We start from the raw sequence: 20,670 nt of genomic DNA, 5'->3' as shown, positions 1-20,670 counted from the left end.
CCAAGTACGGACGGGATAAGCGCTGAAAGCATCTAAGCGTGAAGCCCCCCTCAAGATGAGATTTCCCAGTATGTAAGACCCCTTGAAGACGACGAGGTTGATAGGTTCGGGGTGGAAGCGCAGCAATGCGTGGAGCTGACGAATACTAATCGGTCGAGGGCTTATCCTAAAATAAGGTTTGCATGGACCCATACATCCGGCAAACAAACAGCTAAGGTTCAGTAAGACAACTTTCGTATCCAGTTTTCAAGGCGCAATGCCTTGGTTTTCAACCGTGCCTCTTTTGCAGTTGAAGCTCTTGGAGACATTCAACGCAAATATGCAATGTTCCCTGATAGCTCAGTTGGTAGAGCACTCGACTGTTAATCGAGTTGTCACAGGTTCGAGTCCTGTTCGGGGAGCCATTATGCTCTCATAGCTCAGTAGGTAGAGTGCATCCATGGTAAGGATGAGGTCACCGGTTCGAATCCGGTTGAGAGCTCCAGATCATTTTCTTGGATAGTACAAGCTTTAGTTATTGCATGGCCCGTTGGTCAAGTGGTTAAGACACCTCCCTTTCACGGAGGTAACAGGGGTTCGAGTCCCCTACGGGTCACCATTTCCCTTATTTAAAGGGATGTCATTTTTCTCGGAGGCTTAGCTCAGCTGGGAGAGCATCTGCCTTACAAGCAGAGGGTCGGCGGTTCGATCCCGTCAGCCTCCACCATATCGCTGCTGGGGATTAGCCAAGCGGTAAGGCAACGGACTTTGACTCCGTCATTCTCAGGTTCGATCCCTGAATCCCCAGCCATTTATAATTTGAGTCATTAGCTCAGTTGGTAGAGCACCTGACTTTTAATCAGGGTGTCGTAGGTTCGAATCCTACATGACTCACCATTTTTTATCTAGCATTAACTATGCGCGTGTGGCGGAATTGGCAGACGCACCAGACTTAGGATCTGGCGTTTCACGACGTGGGGGTTCAAGTCCCTCCACGCGCACCATACTTTTTCAAAAAAACCTCTTGCAATTTGAGACGTTATGAGTTAAAGTATTAATAGACATTTGGTCGAACAAATGTCGTAGGTGAGATTCCTACATATGAATCAAATAGGCAAGAAGCATTAACTACGCGCGTGTGGCGGAATTGGCAGACGCACCAGACTTAGGATCTGGCGTTTCACGACGTGGGGGTTCAAGTCCCTCCACGCGCACCATATTATGAAGAAACCCTTGGCGAACAAGGGTTTTTTGCTGTTTATAGACTTAAATATTTGAAGGAACATTGAAGATATAAATAGTTAAAGCTTTATTATGTTATATGTAAAAGATGTTAGCGAGCTCCTTCACTTTTATAATGCTAATGTCGATATAGTTATTTGGGACTATATGGATTAGCTGGAGAAGAAGGAGAATAGGTACAATGAACCTGATACAGAAAAAGTGGGTCAAAAGATCAGTAGGTATTATGCTAGCAGCAGCAATTAGCTTTGGGTATTCGGGGAGCGGACAATATGAATCCTTAAAACCTTATGTTGAAGCAGCGGGTGCTGCAAATGGTACTATAAATGTAACTGATGAAAGTCTTAAGGGGCAAGGTCCGATGACTGAAAGCTCAAAGGATGCAGCATCTAAGGATGGATTTTTAAAGAATGAAATATTGAAGAAAGAAACATTAAAGAATGAAAAATTAAAGAATGAAACATTAAAGAATGAAACATTAAAGTATGCTACATCAAAGAATGAAACATCAAAGAATGAAACCTCAGAGAATAAGAATCCAACAGCAAATACTAATACAAGTACAACAACCATCCCAACATCGAATCCAACAACGGATACAAAAGCAACTTCTGAAACAAATGCCAATACAAATACTAATACTAAACAGATCAGTAAGACCGAAGTTGAGTACTGGCGCTTTAATGGAAAAGGAACTGTATATCCTGCATTAGCCATGAAAGGCAATAAACTATTCACGGTAACGGCAAATGGCTGGGTTACGGTTTTGGATAGTAACGGTAAAGAATTGAAGAGTGTAAATACATATAGTCCCTTATCTGCTCCGGCTGCTAATGAGAACGATAAGGTTTGGTTTGCTGGTAAAGGGGCCAGGCTTTATCAATACGATGGTGATGGTAGCGGGAAACAAGTAGGAATTTTCTACTTTCAAGGCAAGAAGGAAGACTTGCAGCCATCGGCTATGGTTACCGATGGAGAGGGTTTGCCTTATTTCACTTATCAGCATGGTATATTATCGCTGGATAAGGATGGGCAGAAGCAGATGGCGCTCCTGCCGGTGGGCGTGACGGTAAAGGAACTGGCAGCGGGGAAGAGCGGAGTATACGCGCTTGGGAGCAACGGTACGCTGTATGCGGTGCAAGGCAGCGCGATTGTTTGGCAGGCGGCGCTTGAACAGCCGCTGCATATGGCGAAGCTGGTCGCCGATGTGAGCGGCGGCGTGGTGCTGCTTGCGGGCAAAGCGATAGCGGCGTATGAGGCGGACGGTAAAGTCCGCTTCATACGCGAGCTTGGTGCAGCGCCCGCAGGGGGTTGGACGTCCCCGGTGCTTATGCCCAGGGACGCTGGCGCTGGCGCTGTCGTTGCCGCAGAGCTTGGCGGCAACGGCATTGCTGCGTTCCGCCCGTCTGACGGGGCGGAACTATGGCGCATCAGCGCAAGCGGGGCGGCCGGCTTCGGCCCCGCAGCGCTGGCGCCTGACCGCGCCGCCGGCCTAGTGCTGGCCGGCGCGCGGTCAGGCGCGGTGTACGCAATCGACGGCTCTGCCGGGTCGATTGTGTACACCTATCGCGGCAACGCCGCGGTTCCCGCGAGCGGCGTTCTGCCGCTGAGCGGTGGACGGATTGCTTACGCGTCCGCCGACAAGCTGATCGCTGCGGGGCCATTCCGCCCCGTAGCGATAACATATGCATCGGCTGGAATAAAGCTGCCGATGCATACACGGCTCCTGCTCACGGACAAGCTGAAGCTTTCCGTTCCAGTCGCTTTCAGCGTCCGCTCAGACAACGCAGCAATCGTTCGCATCAGCGACAAAAATATTATAACCCCGATCGCTACAGGTAAGGCGAACTTAATTATTACCGTTAATTCTCCGGGTTATAAGGGCGAGCTGAAGCTGCCTGTACAGGTTTCGGAACATGTATCCAACCTGAAAGTAAAAAGAGAAACGAAGAAGGTTACTGTCTCGGGCAAATCGTATTCTGTTCAAACCGTTACGATTCCAAAAGGCATGCCTATGACCACAGCTCTTGCAAGCCGCAAGGTTGGAGTTGTACAGCCGCTCCAGGATATGGCCAAGGCATACAACGCCGATGCCGCGATTAATGGTTCATATTTCGAAGCCTATGGCGGAATACCAGAGCCTTACGGCCACGTTATCGTAGATGGCAACCTCGAGCATATCGGAAATACCGGGACAACTATAGGCTTTACTTGGGATGGCACCGTGCTAATGGATCATTTACGTTTGAAAATAGTTGGAGGCACAGACGGTATAGACAAGTATCCGAACAACTGGTATGCCTATTTTGTAAACCGGACCCCTGCGGTTGGTGCATCCTCTGCCATTATGTTTACACCAAAGCGCGGCAAAAAGATAGGCTTTGCCTATGGCTCATCTATCACTGTTCGTAATGGCGTTGTCACTAAAGTTAGCAAAAACACGAATGCCGACATTCCGGCAGACGGCTATGTCCTAGTATACACAGGCGCCGAGGAGAAGCAGCTCGCTAATCGTTTTAAGGTAGGTACTAAGGTTGATTATAAAATATCAATGACAAACCAAGCGGGCAAACCTATTAACTGGAGCCGTGTCCATACTGCAATTGGAGCAGGGCCAAGACTTGTAAAGGATGGCAAGCTGGCCGTTGATCCAGTGAGCGAAGGCTTCACCAGTGTCAAAATTTTATCAAATGCGGCAGCTCGAAGCGGTATACTCGTCAAAAAGGATGGGACCGTCATGCTAGCTACTGTAACAGGCGCTACAGCGAAGCAATGGGGACAAATATTGCTTAGTCTTGGGGCACAGCAAGCGATGAATATGGACGGTGGCGCTTCATCAGGTATGTATGCACTGGGCAAATATGCAACCGTTCCTGGAAGAAATATAAGCAATGCTTTAGTATTCGGTACAAAACTAAAATGGTAATAGTTATAGCTTAGGCATCACATCAAAGTAAATTAGAAAAGATCACCTGACAGGTGGTCTTTTTTGATACATAAGCACATACGAAAGTACACACTTTGAAAAGCGTGTATCTGACTCCGTGAAAAGAGTGTTTCTACCGTAAAGGAAGGCGACCGTCGCTCGCTCTTGTATTTAGGCGCACTATATTTTATGGGCACCGTATATAACTGATTGACAATTAATATGAGAACAATTATCATTATTTTGTATTGATAATTGTTCTCATATTATGAATGATCTACTGCTATCATTTTTAAACTATAAATAAAAGTTTGTTTAATTGAAGTGGAAGGAGCGTGCATGTCAAATGATTCGACTAACAACCTCGCATCTCGATATCGGGTATGATGACCACTTAATCGTGCAAGACCTGAACATCGCAATTCCTGAAGGTAAGATTACAGCGCTTGTAGGAGCAAATGGCTCAGGAAAGTCAACGATTTTGAAGACGATGGCTCGTCTGATGAATCCGTCCCGAGGCAGTGTTCTCCTGGACGGGAGGTCTATACATAAGCAATCTACAAAGGAAGTAGCGAAGCAGCTGGCTATTTTGCCGCAAAATCCGACTGCACCAGACGGACTTACCGTTGCTGAGCTTGTTTCATATGGACGTTTCCCTTATCAGAAGGGATTTGGTTCGATGAATAAAGAAGACCGCAGTATTGTGCAGTGGGCGATTGAAGCGACAGGGATGATTGAGTTTGCTGATCGTCCAGTTGACAACTTGTCAGGAGGACAACGTCAGCGTGCATGGATAGCTATGGCACTGGCCCAAGAAACAAGTATATTGTTCCTTGACGAACCAACGACCTTCTTGGATATGGCACATCAGCTGGAGGTTCTTCAATTACTGCAGAAGCTTAACACGTCCAATAATCGAACCATTGTGATGGTTGTACACGATTTGAACCATGCATCGCGTTATGCTCACCATATGATCGCAATAAAGTCGGGCGTAGTGGCCGGAGAAGGCACTCCAGTTGAAGTAATCACGCCAGATATAATGCGCGAAGTATTTAATATTGAAGCGGACATCGTACCAGATCCTCGTACAGGCGTTCCTCTTTGCTTGCCGTATGCACTTGCTGGTGAGCAGGCTTCTGAAAAAGTAGAGATTGAGAATAGCTCTTCACATCGAGAAGAGTCTTTCGCAGCTGCAGCGGGCGCGTAAAATTTGCATTTGAAAAACAAGAGTCCGTGTTCCCTGAGAGGAGCACGGACTCTTGTTTTTTTTCTCGCTACCCAAAGTCGCACACACATTGATATTTTACTACGCGAACGTATCGTGATCCCTATGTCTGCCCCATATTTACTACGCGATCGTAACGTGCTCATTAAGCCTGCCCAATATATCCACGAACGCATCGTGATCACTAAGCTTGTCTCATATATCCACGAAAGTATCATGATCACTGAGCTTGTCTCATATATCCACGAAAGTATCATGATCACTAAGCTTGTCTCATATATCCACGAAAGTATCATGATCACTAAAGCTTGTCCCATATATCCACGAACGCATCGTGATCACTAAGCTTGTCTCATATATCCACGAAAGTATCATGATCACTAAAGCTTGTCCCATATATCCACGAACGCATCGTGATCACTAAGCCTGTCCTGCATATCCGCATATGAATCGGTCCTGATAGATGCTGCGGGTATACATATAAAGTACAAAGCTCTGTACTTTATATACTCTAGAGTTGTTGCAACTGAATAGTTGCGAAACAATGAGGCAAACTCACTAAAGTATGAAGTAAACCTCATAAAAAAAGCTGGACAGCATGCGCTTCTGATAAAGAGTGAAGTAAATCTCACTCGCCATGAAGTTTTATTCACGGGGTATGAGATTTACATCACTAATTATTAACTTGATTCAAAGGTTCAGTCTTGATAGTGAGTAAAGCTTCACAGTTAGTGAATTTACCCTCACAAAAGGGTGTGAATCAAAAAAAGTTAATAACATTTCCTACACAATTGTGGGTAAGGCTTGGAATTACTCGCAATTAACAAAATTATTAACCCACATCGCACGAAATTTTTTTGCATAATAGCGAGTGCAGCCAACGAGTAAATAAAGTTACTCACAAAATAGCGAATAAAGGTGTACAGTCATCGGGGTTACCCACAAATTAGCGAGTAATGCTTCATCTTGATTAAAGTTACTAACATATATAGTGAGTGAATCCTTACAGTTTCCGAAATTACTTTCAAATTACTCTCACAAAAGGGCTTGTATCATGAAAGTTAATAACATTTCCTACACAGTTGTGGGTAAGGCTTGCAATTACTCACAATCAATAAAGTGATCAACCTACATCTTACGTAAATTTATTGCACAGTAGCGAATGAACCCTACGAGCCAATAAAGTTATTCACAAAATAGCGATTATAGGAGTACAGTTATCGGGTAAATAGCGAATAAAGCTCCAGAGTCAGTAAAGTTACCCACAACATAGTATGCCAAGCTTCAAAGTGAGTGAAGTAACTCATGAAATAATAAGTGAAGCTGTACGGTTAAGTGGATTATCGGTGGATTACACCAATTAAATCTGTTTAGCTTATAAAATAGTAGCATTACACAGACAATAGTGAGTAAAGTATTCAATTAAATGTGATACTCATGCATTAGTGATTAGAACGAAGTTAGTTAGTCGACTCATACATTTGCGTGTAATTCCTTTCAGTTAGTAAAATAACCAACAAGAGGCGGTTCAGGCGCTACATCGCTGAAAACCCTTATGATTACAGGGTTTATGCTCTTCTACATACTCCGTTTCCGATAAGAATATATACGAAAAAGAAGCATCTATAAAATAATTTAAACTTTTTTTAAAAAAGTAGTTGCATTTTGTTTCTGAGGGTGATATATTATTACTTGTCGCCGCAACAACAAGCGACGCAAACGAAACAAACGAAGTAAGCAACTGAAGTATTCGTGCGGAAGTGGCTCAGCGGTAGAGCATCGCCTTGCCAAGGCGAGGGTCGCGGGTTCGATTCCCGTCTTCCGCTCCATAAGTTGCGCCCTTAGCTCAGCTGGATAGAGCGTTTGACTACGAATCAAAAGGCCAGGAGTTCGAATCTCTTAGGGCGCGCCATATCCACTCTTTATCAAGATTCATTTAGCACCTCGGGACGTAGCTCAGCTTGGTAGAGCACCTGGTTTGGGACCAGGGGGTCGCATGTTCAAATCGTGTCGTCCCGACCATAATTTCTTCTGCGGGTGTAGTTCAATGGTAGAACTTTAGCCTTCCAAGCTAATAGCGTGGGTTCGATTCCCATCACCCGCTCCAACTAATGAATCGTAAGCTCTTGAGAAATCAAGAGCTTTTTTGTTGTTTATATATAAGTTTTTTTGTTTATTAAAATCTACAAAGGTTTGTTTACTAATACAAAGGTTTATTTATTAATATCCATCAAGAGTTCATTTATCAGTATCAATCAACGAATTATTTGTAAGTCTCAATCGATAATTCATCTTTAAGTATCATCTAAGAAACCATCTAAGAAACTAATGATACCCAATTCGGATTATCATTTTTTGTTTTTGCAAGGATCAGTATCAGGGCTTCAACCCTGTAGCATTTTGTAGTATGATGGTTGAAGTGAAAAAATACGAATTTAACGTACGTGTATGCTTATGGTATCAAGTTTTGCATGTGCAATATTTTTAGGAGGAACAGTATGTCGGATCAATCTGCAACGACTTTGACAGCAAATCGGCCGCAAGCAAATAATTTGTTGCGCCGGGATGTCCGCTTTCTAGGCAATATACTCGGCGAAGTGCTTGTTCATCAAGGAGGGCGTGAACTGCTCGATATCGTTGAGCAAATTCGCGAACAAAGTAAAGCACTACGCGCTGAATTCGTGCCGGAGCTTTTTGAACATTTTAAATCGAACATCGCTTCCTTAGATCCAGAAAAACGTCATCAAGTAATACGGGCATTCGCAATTTATTTCCAACTCGTAAATATTGCTGAGCAGAATCACCGGATTAGACGTAAGCGGGACTATGAGGTTTCGACCGGCGAAGCTGTTCAACGGGGATCAATCGAGAGTGCGATTCAGGATTTGAAGGAACGCAACATCTCTATTGAAGACGTTCAAGACATTATGAGTAACATTTCTCTGGAACTTGTTATGACTGCTCATCCTACAGAAGCAACGCGCCGTGCGGTGCTTGATATTCATAAACGTATTGCTGTTGATGTTATGGAGCTAGACAACCCGACATTGACTTATCGCGAGCGCGAGAAGCTGCGTGAGAAGCTTATGAATGAGGTTCTCATTTTGTGGCAAACCGATGAGCTTCGTGATCGCAAACCAACCGTAATCGATGAAGTTCGTAACGGCTTATACTATTTTGATGAAACGTTGTTTGAGGTGCTTCCAAGCGTCTATGAAGAGCTTGAGCGTTGCCTAGGCAAATATTATCAAGATGAAAATTGGCATGTGCCTGACTACCTGCGCTTCGGCTCTTGGATTGGCGGCGATCGTGACGGTAATCCGTCCGTGACCTCTAAGGTAACCTGGGAGACGCTAACGATGCATCGTCAGCTGGCTATTCAGAAATACGAAGAAAAGCTTAATGAGCTGGTTGATTTGCTAAGCTTCAGCACGAATCTTGTTACGGTAACGGATGAATTGGTACAATCCATTCTTCAAGACCGTGAGCATGTCGAGCTGAAATGTGTTGAGCTTTGGAGAAATACGAAGGAGCCTTACCGTATAAAGCTTGGCTTCATGCTAGAGAAGCTGGCAAATACACGTGAGGATTCGATGAAGGGCTCAGCAGCGATGCGTTATAACCATCCGGATGAGCTGCGCGAAGATTTGCTTATTATTGATCGGAGCTTGCGTCATCACTATGCGGACTATGTAGCTGATACAATTGTAGCAAAGCTTGTACGCCAGGTTGAGCTATTCGGCTTCCACCTCATGACATTAGATGTGCGTCAGCACAGCCAAGAGCATGAAAACGCGATGACTGAAATTTTGGCGAAGATGAATGTAGTTGCTGACTACAGCTCGCTTCCAGAAGATGAGAAATCAGATCTTCTTCACCGTTTATTAAACGATCCACGTCCGCTTACTTCGAGTCATTTGGATTATTCCGAATCAACTCGTGAATGCTTGGATGTGTACCATACGATTTATCGTGCCCAACAAGAGTTTGGTGTGAACTGTATCTCTAGCTACCTAATCAGTATGGCTGAGGCTGCAAGCGACATGCTGGAAGTTATGGTATTCGCAAAAGAAGTTGGCTTGTTCCGTAAGGAATCTGACGGTACGGTAACATGTACTCTTCAATCTGTCCCTTTATTTGAGACGATTGATGATCTTCATGCTGCGCCTGAAATTATGAAAGAGCTGTTTGATATGCCTATCTATCGTCAAGCCGTTGAAGCAAGAGGCAATCTGCACGAAATTATGCTTGGCTACTCAGACAGCAACAAGGACGGCGGAGCGGTTACAGCGAACTGGGAGCTACGTGTAGCACTTAATGAGATTACAGCTACTGGAAACGATTATGATGTGAAATTGAAATTCTTCCACGGTCGTGGCGGTGCTCTCGGCCGCGGTGGAATGCCACTTAACCGCAGTATTCTTGCACAACCGCCGCATACAGTTGGCGGAGGAATCAAGATTACAGAGCAAGGTGAGGTTCTTTCCTCTCGTTACTCGATGCAAGGTATTGCATATCGCAGTTTGGATCAAGCGACATGGGCGCTTATTACTGCGGCCCGTCTGGCAAAATATCCGGAGCAAGAGCATGCCGCTGAAGCGGAATGGGATGCAATTTCCCGTTCGATTTCCGAAACAGCACTTACGAAGTATCAGGACCTTATTTTCCGTGATCCTGATTTCTTGACTTACTTCAAGGAATCTACGCCGCTGCCTGAGGTTGGTGAGCTTAACATTGGCTCACGACCTTCGAAACGTAAAAACAGCGATCGTTTTGAAGATTTACGTGCAATTCCTTGGGTATTCGCTTGGACCCAAAGCCGTTACCTGCTGCCAGCATGGTATGCTGCAGGAACTGCGTTCCGGCAGTATGTTGGCGATGACGAGGTGAAGCTGGATACGCTCAAGACGATGTATGAGCAATTCCCATTCTTCCGTTCGCTAATCGACAACCTGCAAATGGCTCTAGCCAAAGCAGATTTGGTCATTGCTAAAGAATATGCCGATATGATTACGGACAAAACGATCCGTGACCGTATTTTCGAGCAAATTGAGCAGGAGTATAAGCTGACTTCTGAGATGATTCTTAGCATTACAGGCCAAACTGAAATTTTGGACAATGTTCCTGTTATTCAGGAATCGATTCGCTTACGTAATCCGTACGTCGACCCACTTAGCTACTTGCAAGTGCAATTGCTAACAGAGCTTCGCGCTTTGCGTGCAAACGACGAAGATGATCAAGAACTTCTACGTGAAGTGCTTCTAACCATCAACGGAATTGCTGCAGGACTTCGGAATACAGGCTAATTATTAATACTATTAATCGCTGTTGCGACAGCTTTATAGAAATGAATTTTGACCAGTCTTGGTGATTTCACCGAGGCTGGTTTTTTGCGTTTTTTTTGCGAACAGCGGTTGATAGAAGGGGGTAAGAAGCGAGTAAGCCGTATATACTCGAATGCTCATTTTTCTTATGCTCTTTTTAAACCCTCTTAAGTTTAGATTAAGGTACATCCGTCATGATAGGTACATAGGAAACAGACACTATCATTTGGAAGGATGATTATAATGAACGAAGAGAACAACCGTCCGGAACAATCTAAGAACCCTTTTACTTCTACTACTCATTCAAATAACGAAACAACTTTTTCTACTTATACGTATGGGTCACAAAAACCAACATATGAGCTTAGATCATCCTACGAAAAGGAGCTTGGCATGCATATGAATATGATGCAGCCTTCAATGAGTGGAGGAGTGAGATCGAAACGCAGCAGCAGGAACTCAGCAAAGACGATGATCGCTTCCTTTTTAATAGGCGCTGTCGTCATTGGCGGATTCTCTTATATGGCAGATAAAAACAACATGTTCAGTGGTGGGAATCAAACGCCGCAGAGCTCGGGTGGATCAGCAGTTGGCTCTACCCCGCAGCAAGATGCGGCACTCAAAACAGCATCATTAAACACAAGCAGTGATATTGCGTCCATCTATGAAGCGGCAAGCCCTGCCGTAGTGAAAATAGAAACTTATACACAACCGAATAGGTCGCAATCCATGTTCGATGATCCGGCATTCCGTCAATTTTTTGGCGGCGGAGGTTCAAACTTAGATGAGCAGCAACAGCAGCAAGAGCAACAGCAAACGGATGAGCAAGGCACTGGAGCACTTGAACTGAAGGGCTCAGGAACTGGTTTCTTCTTCGAGGAGGACGGCTATATTCTGACCAATGAGCATGTTGTTGCTGATGCGAAAGAGGTTAAGGTAACCGTTCAGGGGTATGATGAGCCGCTTACAGCAAAAGTGCTTGGAACAAGCTATAAGTTAGACCTAGCTGTATTGAAGGTAGAGAGTCCGGACGGAAAAGCCTTTCATTCGCTTAAGCTCGGAAGCTCGGAAGAGACACAAATTGGAGACTGGGTCATCGCAATCGGAAACCCTTATGGCTTTGACCAAACGTTAACAATGGGCGTGTTGAGTGCCAAAGAACGTCCGATTACTATAGAGGATGAGCATGGAAAGCATGAATATGAGCATTTACTGCAAACAGATGCATCGATTAACCCGGGCAACTCAGGCGGACCGTTGTTAAACGAAAAAGGTGAAGTAATAGGGATCAACACAGCTGTAAATGCTGAAGCGCAGGGCATAGGCTTTGCCATCCCAACTACGACTATTAACGAAGTATTGAACGATTTGAAGACAAATAGTTTGTAAAGCAAGGCGAAAAGGTATAGCAGAAAAAAGGTCTGGAAGCTAAAACGCCTCCTGACCTTTTTTTGCATTTCAGAAACTACAAGATTTTATCGTCTACTAGTCGCAAGTCGCCTCGTTACCTAGCCCTAAGTCGATTGCCGTGCTGTCGTCAAAAGTTTATAATAGTCAGAATGGTTTACCATTCTGGAGGTTGCTGCAATGAAACAGCCATCGACTTATTTAATGTCGGTGTTAATCGTATTAATCGGTGCGGCCAGCTATGGCATACTGTCACCCATTATTAAGCTGGCTTATTCAACATGGAAAATGGATGATGCTCGCGATAATCGGCATATTCAGCCTGTGTATGACAACTATATTCTACAATTTATCATTACAAAAGTTGGATGCTTCTTTCTCGATAGTCTTGCTTTTTCAGTTCATGTGGATTACGATTTTATTAGAGTGTTTATGGCTGAAAAGATGGCCGACGCGGCAGCAAGCAGTCGCTATCGTCATTGTGATGACAGGTACATTGCTTGGCACGACGTTCAACTGAACGAATGGAAGGTTTGGAGGAGTCAAGGTGAATGTATTAGAGGCACGCCTTGCGCGTTTAGCGCTCAAGGGGGATCAGCAAGCATTTGCTGAGCTCGTGGACCTATATCAGGATAAGCTCTTTCATATGGCGTATCGAATGTTGAGTAATCGCCAAGAGGCGGAGGATGTCGTTCAAGATACCTTTCTTCGCGTATACAAAAACTTAGATAGGTATGATGATACATTAAAATTTTCGACATGGATTTATCGAATCGCTACTAACCTGTGCATCGATCGATTGCGTAAACGGAAACCTAGTTATTCACTAGATGCGGAGTCTACTGAGCATGAGGGTCTTGATGGCTATTCAATGGTTCCAAGTGATAATCGCACACCAGAAACGGAGCTGTTATTGTCGGATACGCAGCAAATTATTCATACAGCTATCAACTCGCTTCCTCCTAAGTACAAGTCGGTGATGACGCTTCGCTATATGCAAGACCTGTCATTACAGGAAATTGGTGATGTGCTGGACATGCCGGTTACGACGATTAAGACGCGTGTGCATCGAGGCCGAGAGTTTTTGCGGAAGAAGCTTGAACACAAATTATAGCTGGAAATATGAATGGGCCAAAAAGTATATTTTGATTAATTAAAAAAAGTGAAACATCCCTTCGTTCATAACGTATCCTATAACGAGCATAGAACTTATGCCTCAGCATTTGAAGGAAAGGAATGGCTGCTATGAATTGCAACGTCGCCATCGTATGGATGCATGACTATTTAGACGGCGAGCTGCCTCGTGAAGATATCGTTACGTTAAAATCTCATTTACTTTCTTGTCCTGCATGCCGTAATCGGTTAGATCAGCTACAGAAGACAGACGCAGCAGCGTTTCACACTTTAACAGCGATTGACCCTGCCGCGGATTATGACAAGAAAGCATCTGAGCAGTTAACAGAGCGAATTATGCAGCAATTGCCGAAGCCTCAGAGAAAGCAGCGGAACAATTTCGTTCGGTTTATTTACCGTTACCCAGGAGTTACCGCGGCAGCAATATTTGTGCTAGTTATGTTGGGTAGTTTCCTTACGATGTGGGAAGAGGATTCCAAGCTAATTGTAGCGGGGGATGACCTGCAGCACATCATTATAGAAGGTAACACCGTTATCGTGCCGGAAGGTGCACATTATACTGGAAATTTGACAGTGGAGAATGGTATTGCTAATGTTATGGGTGAAGTAGACGGTAATGTAACAGTTATCGACGGATCCATAAATCTAGCTTCCACTGGATATATTGCAGGACAGAGCCGAACAATTGATCAAGCGCTTGATTGGTTCTGGTATAAGGTGACTCAAACTTTTGGCGGAAAAGCTAATTAAGACAAGCGGCCTCCCATTAAGGGGGGCGTTTTTTTTGAGAGATATTAATAAAAGAGTAGAATACCACAATAATATTTTTAATTTATTTTCAAAATGAAGGATTTCCAATCCCATATCTAGAAAATAATAAGGTTGAAATCCGATACAACATAAACAAAGGTGATCGGCTGTTGGGGGTTGGCATATGAGTTATTTCTCAGATTTAACGTGGCATGACTGGTTTAAGGACATCGTTGATGTAGGCATAGTCAGTTATATTATCTATAAAATGATTTTATTAGTGCGCGGAACTCGCGCTGTGCAGCTGTTGAAGGGGATCTTTGTACTTATTGTGGCATGGGCAATCAGCACCTGGTTTAATTTGTATACGCTGAAATGGCTTATGAATCAAATGTTTACATTCGGAGTTGTATCCGTACTTATTATTTTCCAGCCAGAGCTAAGACGGGCTCTGGAGCAGCTTGGCCGAGGCAAGCTGTTTGCCAGGTCATATTCGATGGAGCGGGACGTAGTCAATGATCAAATTGATGGTGTCATTAAGGCTGTTCAATTTATGGCTAAACGCAAGATTGGTGCGCTGATTGTATTTGAGCGGACTACTGGTGTAAATGAATTAATTGAGTCTGGCATCCAGATGGAGTCGAAAATTACATCAGAGCTGCTTATTAACATTTTCTCGCCGAATACGCCGCTGCATGATGGCGCGGTTATTATTCGCGGCAATCAAATTATGGCGGCAGCCTGTTACTTACCGCTATCAGAAAATCCTTTTATAAGCAAAGAGCTTGGTACACGTCACCGCGCGGCGATTGGCGTAAGTGAAGTAAGTGATGCTATATCTGTCGTCGTATCAGAGGAAACGGGACAAGTGTCATTGTCGCTCAATGGGATGATCGTTCGCGACATTAATGAAGAATCACTTATCTCAAAACTGTTCGAGGAGCTTACACCGAAGACTACTGGGCGCAGTAAAGAGCGTGCTACGGTTTCTTCGTTCTGGAAGCGGAAAGGAGGCCAAGATGGATAAATGGCTAAGTCACCCTACCGCTCTCAAAATTATATCGATATTTGTCGCTCTACTGTTATGGGCGGTTGTTCATATTGAACCAGATTCGGCCCCGCAGCAGGTTACTTCGAGCACTGACACGAAAATTATCGAAGCAGCGGTTATACAAACAGAAGGACTAGATACGGATAAGCTCGCCTTAACGGCAATGGAGCCAACTGTTGTACGACTAGTCGTAGAAGGGAGAATTTCTCTTCTTGCGACCAACTCGGAGAATGATTATGTCGTAAAGGTTGATCTCAGCCGTGCTAAACCAGGCTTGCAAGAACTGCCCTTAATTGTAGAACTACCTAAGGGCATTCAGCTTGTAGAGAAGTCACCTCAGAAGGTCAAAGTGCAATTGGAGGAAATCGTAACAAAGGGGTTCGATCTTGGGGTTGTAACTAATGGTAGTCCTGCAGCAGGTTATATTGCAGGAACGCCAACCGTGGAGTTACCAACCAATGTAGTAGCGGTTACGCTGCCGAAGGACGATATGGACCGTATCGGCGTAGTATCAACCGAGGTTAAGATTGAAGGGGCAGACAAAACGGTTGTCAGTAAGAAATCTAGGGTGGTCGTGTACGATAAAGAAGGAATAGAGATGTCAAACGCAATTGTCTATCCAGAGACGGTGCAAGTTGAGGTGAAGATTACTCCTCCATTTAAGACTTTACCGCTTCAAGTACGGTATACAGGAAATCTCCCAGCAGGTTTAAGTCTCGTATCCATTAAACCTGCGATAGATAAAATAACAGTATACGGTGAACAGAAGGTTCTGGATGGGCTGCAGGTCTATGATGGCGTTGTGCTGGACTTGGCAAAGGTTAAGGAGACGGGAACGATCCAGGTGAAGACGCAGCTAATCGATGGCATTAAGTTAATCGAGCCAGCGGAGGTAGCACTGAATGTTGTAGTAGCCCCTATTGTTACGCGTACGTTCACTGGAACCGATGTTGTGATTAAAGGTGTAGGCGATGGTCTAACTGCGCTTATACGGTCTCCTGAGACGGGTAAAATCGATCTAACATTAAGCGGCGCCGAATCGGTGCTATCTAAAGTTAAAGCCAGTGACATTCAGGTTATTGCAAATTTAGAAGGACTAGCTGCCGGCACTCATACCATTTCACTAGAAGTGGATGTTCCTCCGTATATACAGACCGTTATTCCAAGTGGAACGTCCTTGACAGTAACGATAGAAATAAAGGATAGCACGGCTGGCAAGGTGGAAGAAGAAGAATCAGAGGAAGTCGGGGGCACGCCAACAGATCCGCCTGCGACTGAGGAACCCCCGGCTGAAACGACTGACCCGGGGCAATCAACGAACTAATGAATAGTATAATCTCAATATAAAGCTAAAGGGGTTCAATAAATATGGGGAAATATTTTGGTACAGATGGTGTGCGCGGTGTAGCAAATCGGGAGCTTACACCAGAGCTTGCTTACAAGATCGGCCGCTGCGGCGGGTACGTATTAACAAGGCAAGCCAATAAGCCTAGAGTTGTAATCGGACTGGATACACGTATTTCTGGACCGATGCTAGAATCGGCGCTTATTGCTGGTCTATTGTCGATCGGTGCTAGTGTGGTACGTCTGGGAGTCGTATCTACACCAGCGGTTGCTTATATTACACGTGAGCTGGGAGCAGATGCAGGTGTTATGATTTCCGCTTCGCATAATCCGGTTGAGGATAACGGCATTAAGTTTTTTGCGGGCGACGGATTTAAGCTGTCCGACGAAACGGAACTTGAAATTGAGCAATTAATAGATGCTGAGATCGATGAATTGCCGCGTCCAGAGGGCGGCGACATTGGTGCGGTATCGAGTGATAAAACAGCGAAGCAGCGGTACTTAGACTTTTTGAAGACAACGATTAAAGGTGATTTCGGCGGTTTGAAAATAGTGCTAGACTGCGCTAACGGCTCTGCATATGAGCTTGCGCCTACTGTATTCCGTGATCTTGGTGCGAATATTATTACGGTTGGAGCAGAGCCGGACGGCTTAAACATTAATGCAGGTGTGGGTTCAACACATCCGGAATATTTGCGTGAACAGGTCCTGAAGCACGGCGCTGATCTTGGTCTATCTTTCGATGGTGATGCCGATCGTTTGATCGCGATTGATGAGAATGGCGAAGAGGTAGATGGCGACTTTATCCTCTGCATTATTGGCGATGCAATGAAACGTGCTGGAAAGCTGAATGAAGATACTGTTGTAACGACAGTAATGGCTAACATCGGCTTCTTCAAAGGTTTAGAGCGTATCGGCATGAAGACGGCACAGACAGCAGTTGGTGACCGTTATGTTATGGAAGAAATGCGTCGCGGAGGCTTCAACCTCGGTGGAGAGCAGTCTGGCCATGTTATTTTCCTCGATTATATTACGACGGGTGATGGCATTCTAACTGCATTGCAGCTTGTTGATACAATCGCGGCATCTGGTAAGAAGCTAAGTGAGCTTAAGCAGCTTATGCGGAAATACCCGCAGAAGCTCGTGAACATCCGTGTAGCGGATAAGAGCTTGTACGAAGGTAATACAGCGATTGAAGAGGCTGTGAGGCTTGTAGAGCGTGAGCTTGGCGATAATGGACGTGTATTGGTTCGCCCTTCGGGTACAGAATCACTTATCCGTGTTATGGCGGAAGGTCCCGACAAGGAACAAGTCGAAGCATATGTAGATCAAATAGCTGATGTTGTTAAAAGTGAACTAGGTTAAATTTATAGGTTATTTAGTATGTGTCACCTTAATCAATTATATCCTTAATATTTGGCGTCATTTATAATAAATGTGATAAGAATAGGGTAGTCAAATTCGTGTTTGATTACCCTTTTTTTAGTAATAAGCTGTTCTCATTTTTCGATGTTTTATTACAAGAGGTTGCGAAATAGGTGGAAAATGAATATGATAGGGAATAGTATTCTAGAAGGAAAGCGTGGATAGAGGTAAAATTAGTAAGACAAGCGCCAGAGCTTGCGTGATGAATGATCTGTTATCGAAGCTGAGCATGACGAGCTGGAAATAGGTATTCATACGGGAAGCTGACGAGGTGAAGGTGTTCGAAACATTCGGCGGGGACCTTCCGGTATTTGCAAGCCAACCGAGAGTCGTTACACAAAAGGATCGGGCGACCGATCTTACAAATGTGCGGCAGGCTGCTCTATATGTATGAGACAAGAATCGATGACATCCTAAGAAGAGGATGATTATGTCGTTTCTAATTAATTGTAGGAAAGTATAGCTTTACGCTAATACTCAGCCTATCATTCACCGCGGAACGTGCTTATGCTGCCAGAGGATGGCGACAGCCGTTTACGCTTGTTGTTAACTTGTTTGAATCCCAAATGTCCAGGATGCCGCCGGTCGGGTTGGCACGGATAGAAGGGTTACATTGTACCGCAAAGAATGGGATCAATTTGTGACAACTTCATATTGCCTGTGTACCGCATTGGCATGCATCCGGTTAGGACGGGAAATACACCTTATCGGAGGCTTATTAAATTATGTGTGGAATTGTAGGATATATAGGTAAACGCGACTCTCAGGCTGTTTTGCTGGAAGGTCTGAAGAAGCTCGAATATAGAGGATATGATTCAGCTGGTATTGCCGTTTTTACGAAAAATGGATTGGAAATTACGAAATCTAAAGGTCGTTTAGCTGTACTTGAAGGCATCTTGCGCGAAGAACCGCTTGAAGGTTCTGTCGGAATCGGTCATACACGCTGGGCAACACATGGTAAGCCATCGGATGTAAATTCGCATCCGCATATCGATAATACGGCAAAGTTTTCCGTTGTTCATAACGGCATTATCGAAAATTATTTGAAGCTAAAGGAAGAGCTGATTGTAAAAGGGCATATTTTCGTGTCGGAAACAGATACAGAGGTTATCTCGCATCTAGTTGCTGATGAGTATGACGGTAATATTGTCGAAGCTGTACAACGTGCGGTTAAACGGATGCGTGGCGCGTTTGCACTTGGCGTTTTAACGGAATATGAGCCAGAACGGTTAGTAGCAGTTCGGTATGCAAGCCCGCTTGTTATCGGTTTAGGCGAAGGCGAAAGCTTTATCGGATCGGATATTCCGGCAATTTTGGAGTATACGCGCAATGTGTATATTTTGAACGACGGCGAAATGGCTGTATTGACACGTGATGGTGTCGAACTAATGACGACAGAAGGCGAAAGTATTTCCAAGGAAATATTTCATGTCGATTGGGATATTGTAACGGCGGAGAAAGCTGGATTTGATCACTTCATGTTGAAGGAAATCCACGAACAGCCTAAGGCTTACAGAGATACGATGATGAGCCRCATCGCAGAAGACGGTAAGTCTGTACAACTACAAGAATTAAGCATGACACCGGAATATATGAAGTCGATTCGTAAGGTGCATATCGTTGCATGCGGTACAGCCTACCATGCTGGGCTTGTCGGCAAGACGGTTATTGAATCGCTTGCGCGCATCCCGGTAGAGACGGATGTAGCATCGGAATACCGCTATCGTTCGCCAATTATTACACCAGATACGCTGGTAATTGTTGTAAGTCAATCCGGTGAAACAGCTGATACACTTGCGGCATTACGCGAAGCGCGTCGTAACGGTGCACGAGTACTGGCAATCACTAACGTTGTGGGCAGCTCAGTTGCTCGTGAAGCGGATGATGTGCTTATCACTTGGGCAGGTCTTGAGATTGCGGTTGCTTCGACAAAAGCATATACATCGCAGCTGATTGCCTTCTACCTGTTCGGATTGTATTTGGCAGGAACGATTGAGACGCAAACACCGGCACAAATTGCTGAAGTAATCGATGCGATGAAGCAGCTTCCTGAGCAGGTTGAGAATATTTTAGAGCAATCCAATGAGCTGAAGCAGTTAGCAGAATCGATCTCGCACCACAAGCATCTCTTCTTCATCGGACGCGGCGTAGACTATGCGGTTGCACAAGAAGGCTCGCTTAAGCTGAAGGAAATTTCATATATTCATTCCGAAGCCTATGCATCTGGAGAGCTTAAGCACGGAACATTAGCTCTAATCGAAGATGGCATTCCAGTCATCGCGCTCCTCACACAAGAGGTGCTGTATGAGAAGTCTTTAAGCAATATTAAAGAAGTAAAAGCGCGCGGCGCACACGTTCTCGGCATTGCAAATGCCGGAACAGAAGCCGAAGTATCGGATTCTGTCGATGAGCTATTTGCCATTCCTAAGACCCTACCGCTATTATCGCCGGCATTGTCGGTAGTGCCACTGCAACTGATTTCCTACTATGCATCACTTGCTTTGCAGCATGATGTTGATAAGCCGCGGAACTTGGCTAAGAGTGTTACGGTGGAGTAGGGGAGTTAGGGTGGGGATATTGTTGTGTGCATTCCCTTTAAAGTTTCCAACTATCACTCAAAGTCCACCACTGACCACTTAAAGTTTGACGCAAGCCGACCGAAATTAGGTATCCACTCCTGATTTCGCTCGGCTTTTCTTTTACCCAATCGGAAGCCCTACCGCTCGTCTCCTGCCATCCCCAATCTTTTACCCTGCTATTTCTCCTGCTTATTCAGATCCGGAATCCCGCATCACACAAGCACTTCTCAGGCATTCCTCTGCTCTTTTATCCGGCCAAAAAGCCCTTCCCATCTCCTTTC

Annotated in this window: 12 protein-coding genes, 12 tRNA genes and 1 rRNA gene; all 25 read left to right on the top strand. The window is 44.8% G+C overall.

What is annotated here, in order from left to right:
* Positions 1-169: ribosomal RNA gene (locus tag AC1DWN_RS05470) — 23S ribosomal RNA — on the top strand; the annotation flags it as partial.
* Between the two features lie 159 nt (positions 170-328).
* Positions 329-404: transfer RNA gene (locus AC1DWN_RS05465), tRNA-Asn, on the top strand.
* Between the two features lie 4 nt (positions 405-408).
* Positions 409-484: transfer RNA gene (locus AC1DWN_RS05460), tRNA-Thr, on the top strand.
* 39 nt (positions 485-523) lie between these two features.
* A tRNA-Glu gene (locus AC1DWN_RS05455) sits at positions 524-598 on the top strand.
* A 32-nt stretch (positions 599-630) separates the two neighbouring features.
* Positions 631-706 (top strand) — tRNA-Val (locus AC1DWN_RS05450).
* 9 nt (positions 707-715) lie between these two features.
* Positions 716-790 (top strand) — tRNA-Gln (locus AC1DWN_RS05445).
* Between the two features lie 10 nt (positions 791-800).
* Positions 801-876, top strand: a tRNA-Lys gene (locus AC1DWN_RS05440).
* 22 nt (positions 877-898) lie between these two features.
* Positions 899-983: transfer RNA gene (locus AC1DWN_RS05435), tRNA-Leu, on the top strand.
* Positions 984-1,111: 128 nt separating this feature from the next.
* Positions 1,112-1,196, top strand: a tRNA-Leu gene (locus tag AC1DWN_RS05430).
* A 206-nt stretch (positions 1,197-1,402) separates the two neighbouring features.
* Complete coding sequence (locus AC1DWN_RS05425) at positions 1,403-4,147, top strand: phosphodiester glycosidase family protein (protein ID WP_477557911.1); 2,745 nt, start codon at positions 1,403-1,405, stop codon at positions 4,145-4,147.
* Between the two features lie 346 nt (positions 4,148-4,493).
* Positions 4,494-5,357 carry an ABC transporter ATP-binding protein gene (locus AC1DWN_RS05420; RefSeq protein ID WP_477557910.1) on the top strand — a complete coding sequence of 288 codons (864 nt, stop codon included), beginning with the start codon at positions 4,494-4,496 and terminating at the stop codon, positions 5,355-5,357.
* Positions 5,358-7,129: 1,772 nt separating this feature from the next.
* A tRNA-Gly gene (locus AC1DWN_RS05415) sits at positions 7,130-7,204 on the top strand.
* Positions 7,205-7,210: 6 nt separating this feature from the next.
* Positions 7,211-7,287 (top strand) — tRNA-Arg (locus AC1DWN_RS05410).
* Positions 7,288-7,320: 33 nt separating this feature from the next.
* Positions 7,321-7,397, top strand: a tRNA-Pro gene (locus AC1DWN_RS05405).
* Positions 7,398-7,408: 11 nt separating this feature from the next.
* A tRNA-Gly gene (locus tag AC1DWN_RS05400) sits at positions 7,409-7,482 on the top strand.
* A gap of 391 nt (positions 7,483-7,873) precedes the next feature.
* Entirely contained in the window at positions 7,874-10,681 is a 2,808-nt protein-coding gene (gene ppc / locus AC1DWN_RS05395) for a phosphoenolpyruvate carboxylase (protein WP_477557909.1), read from the top strand.
* 261 nt (positions 10,682-10,942) lie between these two features.
* A complete protein-coding gene (locus AC1DWN_RS05390) occupies positions 10,943-12,088 on the top strand; it encodes a S1C family serine protease (protein WP_477557908.1) in 1,146 nt (381 codons plus the stop codon).
* 198 nt (positions 12,089-12,286) lie between these two features.
* Positions 12,287-12,718 carry a hypothetical protein gene (locus AC1DWN_RS05385; protein WP_477557907.1) on the top strand — a complete coding sequence of 144 codons (432 nt, stop codon included), beginning with the start codon at positions 12,287-12,289 and terminating at the stop codon, positions 12,716-12,718.
* Positions 12,654-13,220, top strand: a complete 567-nt coding sequence (gene sigW / locus AC1DWN_RS05380; protein WP_477557906.1) for an RNA polymerase sigma factor SigW — start codon at positions 12,654-12,656, stop codon at positions 13,218-13,220. Before AC1DWN_RS05385 ends, sigW begins: the two co-directional genes overlap by 65 nt.
* A gap of 122 nt (positions 13,221-13,342) precedes the next feature.
* Positions 13,343-13,990 carry a zf-HC2 domain-containing protein gene (locus tag AC1DWN_RS05375; protein ID WP_477557905.1) on the top strand — a complete coding sequence of 216 codons (648 nt, stop codon included), beginning with the start codon at positions 13,343-13,345 and terminating at the stop codon, positions 13,988-13,990.
* A 184-nt stretch (positions 13,991-14,174) separates the two neighbouring features.
* Positions 14,175-15,017, top strand: coding sequence for a diadenylate cyclase CdaA (cdaA, locus tag AC1DWN_RS05370; RefSeq protein WP_477557904.1), 843 nt, complete (start codon positions 14,175-14,177; stop codon positions 15,015-15,017).
* Complete coding sequence (locus tag AC1DWN_RS05365; RefSeq protein ID WP_477557903.1) at positions 15,010-16,365, top strand: CdaR family protein; 1,356 nt, start codon at positions 15,010-15,012, stop codon at positions 16,363-16,365. Before cdaA ends, AC1DWN_RS05365 begins: the two co-directional genes overlap by 8 nt.
* A 44-nt stretch (positions 16,366-16,409) precedes the next feature.
* Positions 16,410-17,750, top strand: a complete 1,341-nt coding sequence (glmM, locus tag AC1DWN_RS05360) for a phosphoglucosamine mutase (RefSeq protein ID WP_477557902.1) — start codon at positions 16,410-16,412, stop codon at positions 17,748-17,750.
* Positions 17,751-18,081: 331 nt separating this feature from the next.
* On the top strand, positions 18,082-18,204 hold the full coding sequence (locus tag AC1DWN_RS05355; protein ID WP_477557901.1) for a hypothetical protein: 123 nt from the start codon (positions 18,082-18,084) through the stop codon (positions 18,202-18,204).
* 331 nt (positions 18,205-18,535) lie between these two features.
* Positions 18,536-20,368 carry a glutamine--fructose-6-phosphate transaminase (isomerizing) gene (gene glmS, locus AC1DWN_RS05350; RefSeq protein ID WP_477557900.1) on the top strand — a complete coding sequence of 611 codons (1,833 nt, stop codon included), beginning with the start codon at positions 18,536-18,538 and terminating at the stop codon, positions 20,366-20,368.
* Positions 20,369-20,670: the final 302 nt, after the last annotated feature.

It is taken from the genome of Paenibacillus sp. P4_A7 (assembly GCF_056402455.1).
This window is presented reverse-complemented; position numbering and strand designations above follow the sequence as displayed.

Coding starts and splice junctions, on each gene's coding strand:
- AC1DWN_RS05425 (WP_477557911.1), top strand. CDS start 1,403: ATGAACCTGATACAGAAAAAGTGGGTCAAAAGATCAGTAGGTATTATG.
- AC1DWN_RS05420 (WP_477557910.1), top strand. CDS start 4,494: ATGATTCGACTAACAACCTCGCATCTCGATATCGGGTATGATGACCAC.
- ppc (WP_477557909.1), top strand. CDS start 7,874: ATGTCGGATCAATCTGCAACGACTTTGACAGCAAATCGGCCGCAAGCA.
- AC1DWN_RS05390 (WP_477557908.1), top strand. CDS start 10,943: ATGAACGAAGAGAACAACCGTCCGGAACAATCTAAGAACCCTTTTACT.
- AC1DWN_RS05385 (WP_477557907.1), top strand. CDS start 12,287: ATGAAACAGCCATCGACTTATTTAATGTCGGTGTTAATCGTATTAATC.
- AC1DWN_RS05375 (WP_477557905.1), top strand. CDS start 13,343: ATGGCTGCTATGAATTGCAACGTCGCCATCGTATGGATGCATGACTAT.
- cdaA (WP_477557904.1), top strand. CDS start 14,175: ATGAGTTATTTCTCAGATTTAACGTGGCATGACTGGTTTAAGGACATC.
- AC1DWN_RS05365 (WP_477557903.1), top strand. CDS start 15,010: ATGGATAAATGGCTAAGTCACCCTACCGCTCTCAAAATTATATCGATA.
- glmM (WP_477557902.1), top strand. CDS start 16,410: ATGGGGAAATATTTTGGTACAGATGGTGTGCGCGGTGTAGCAAATCGG.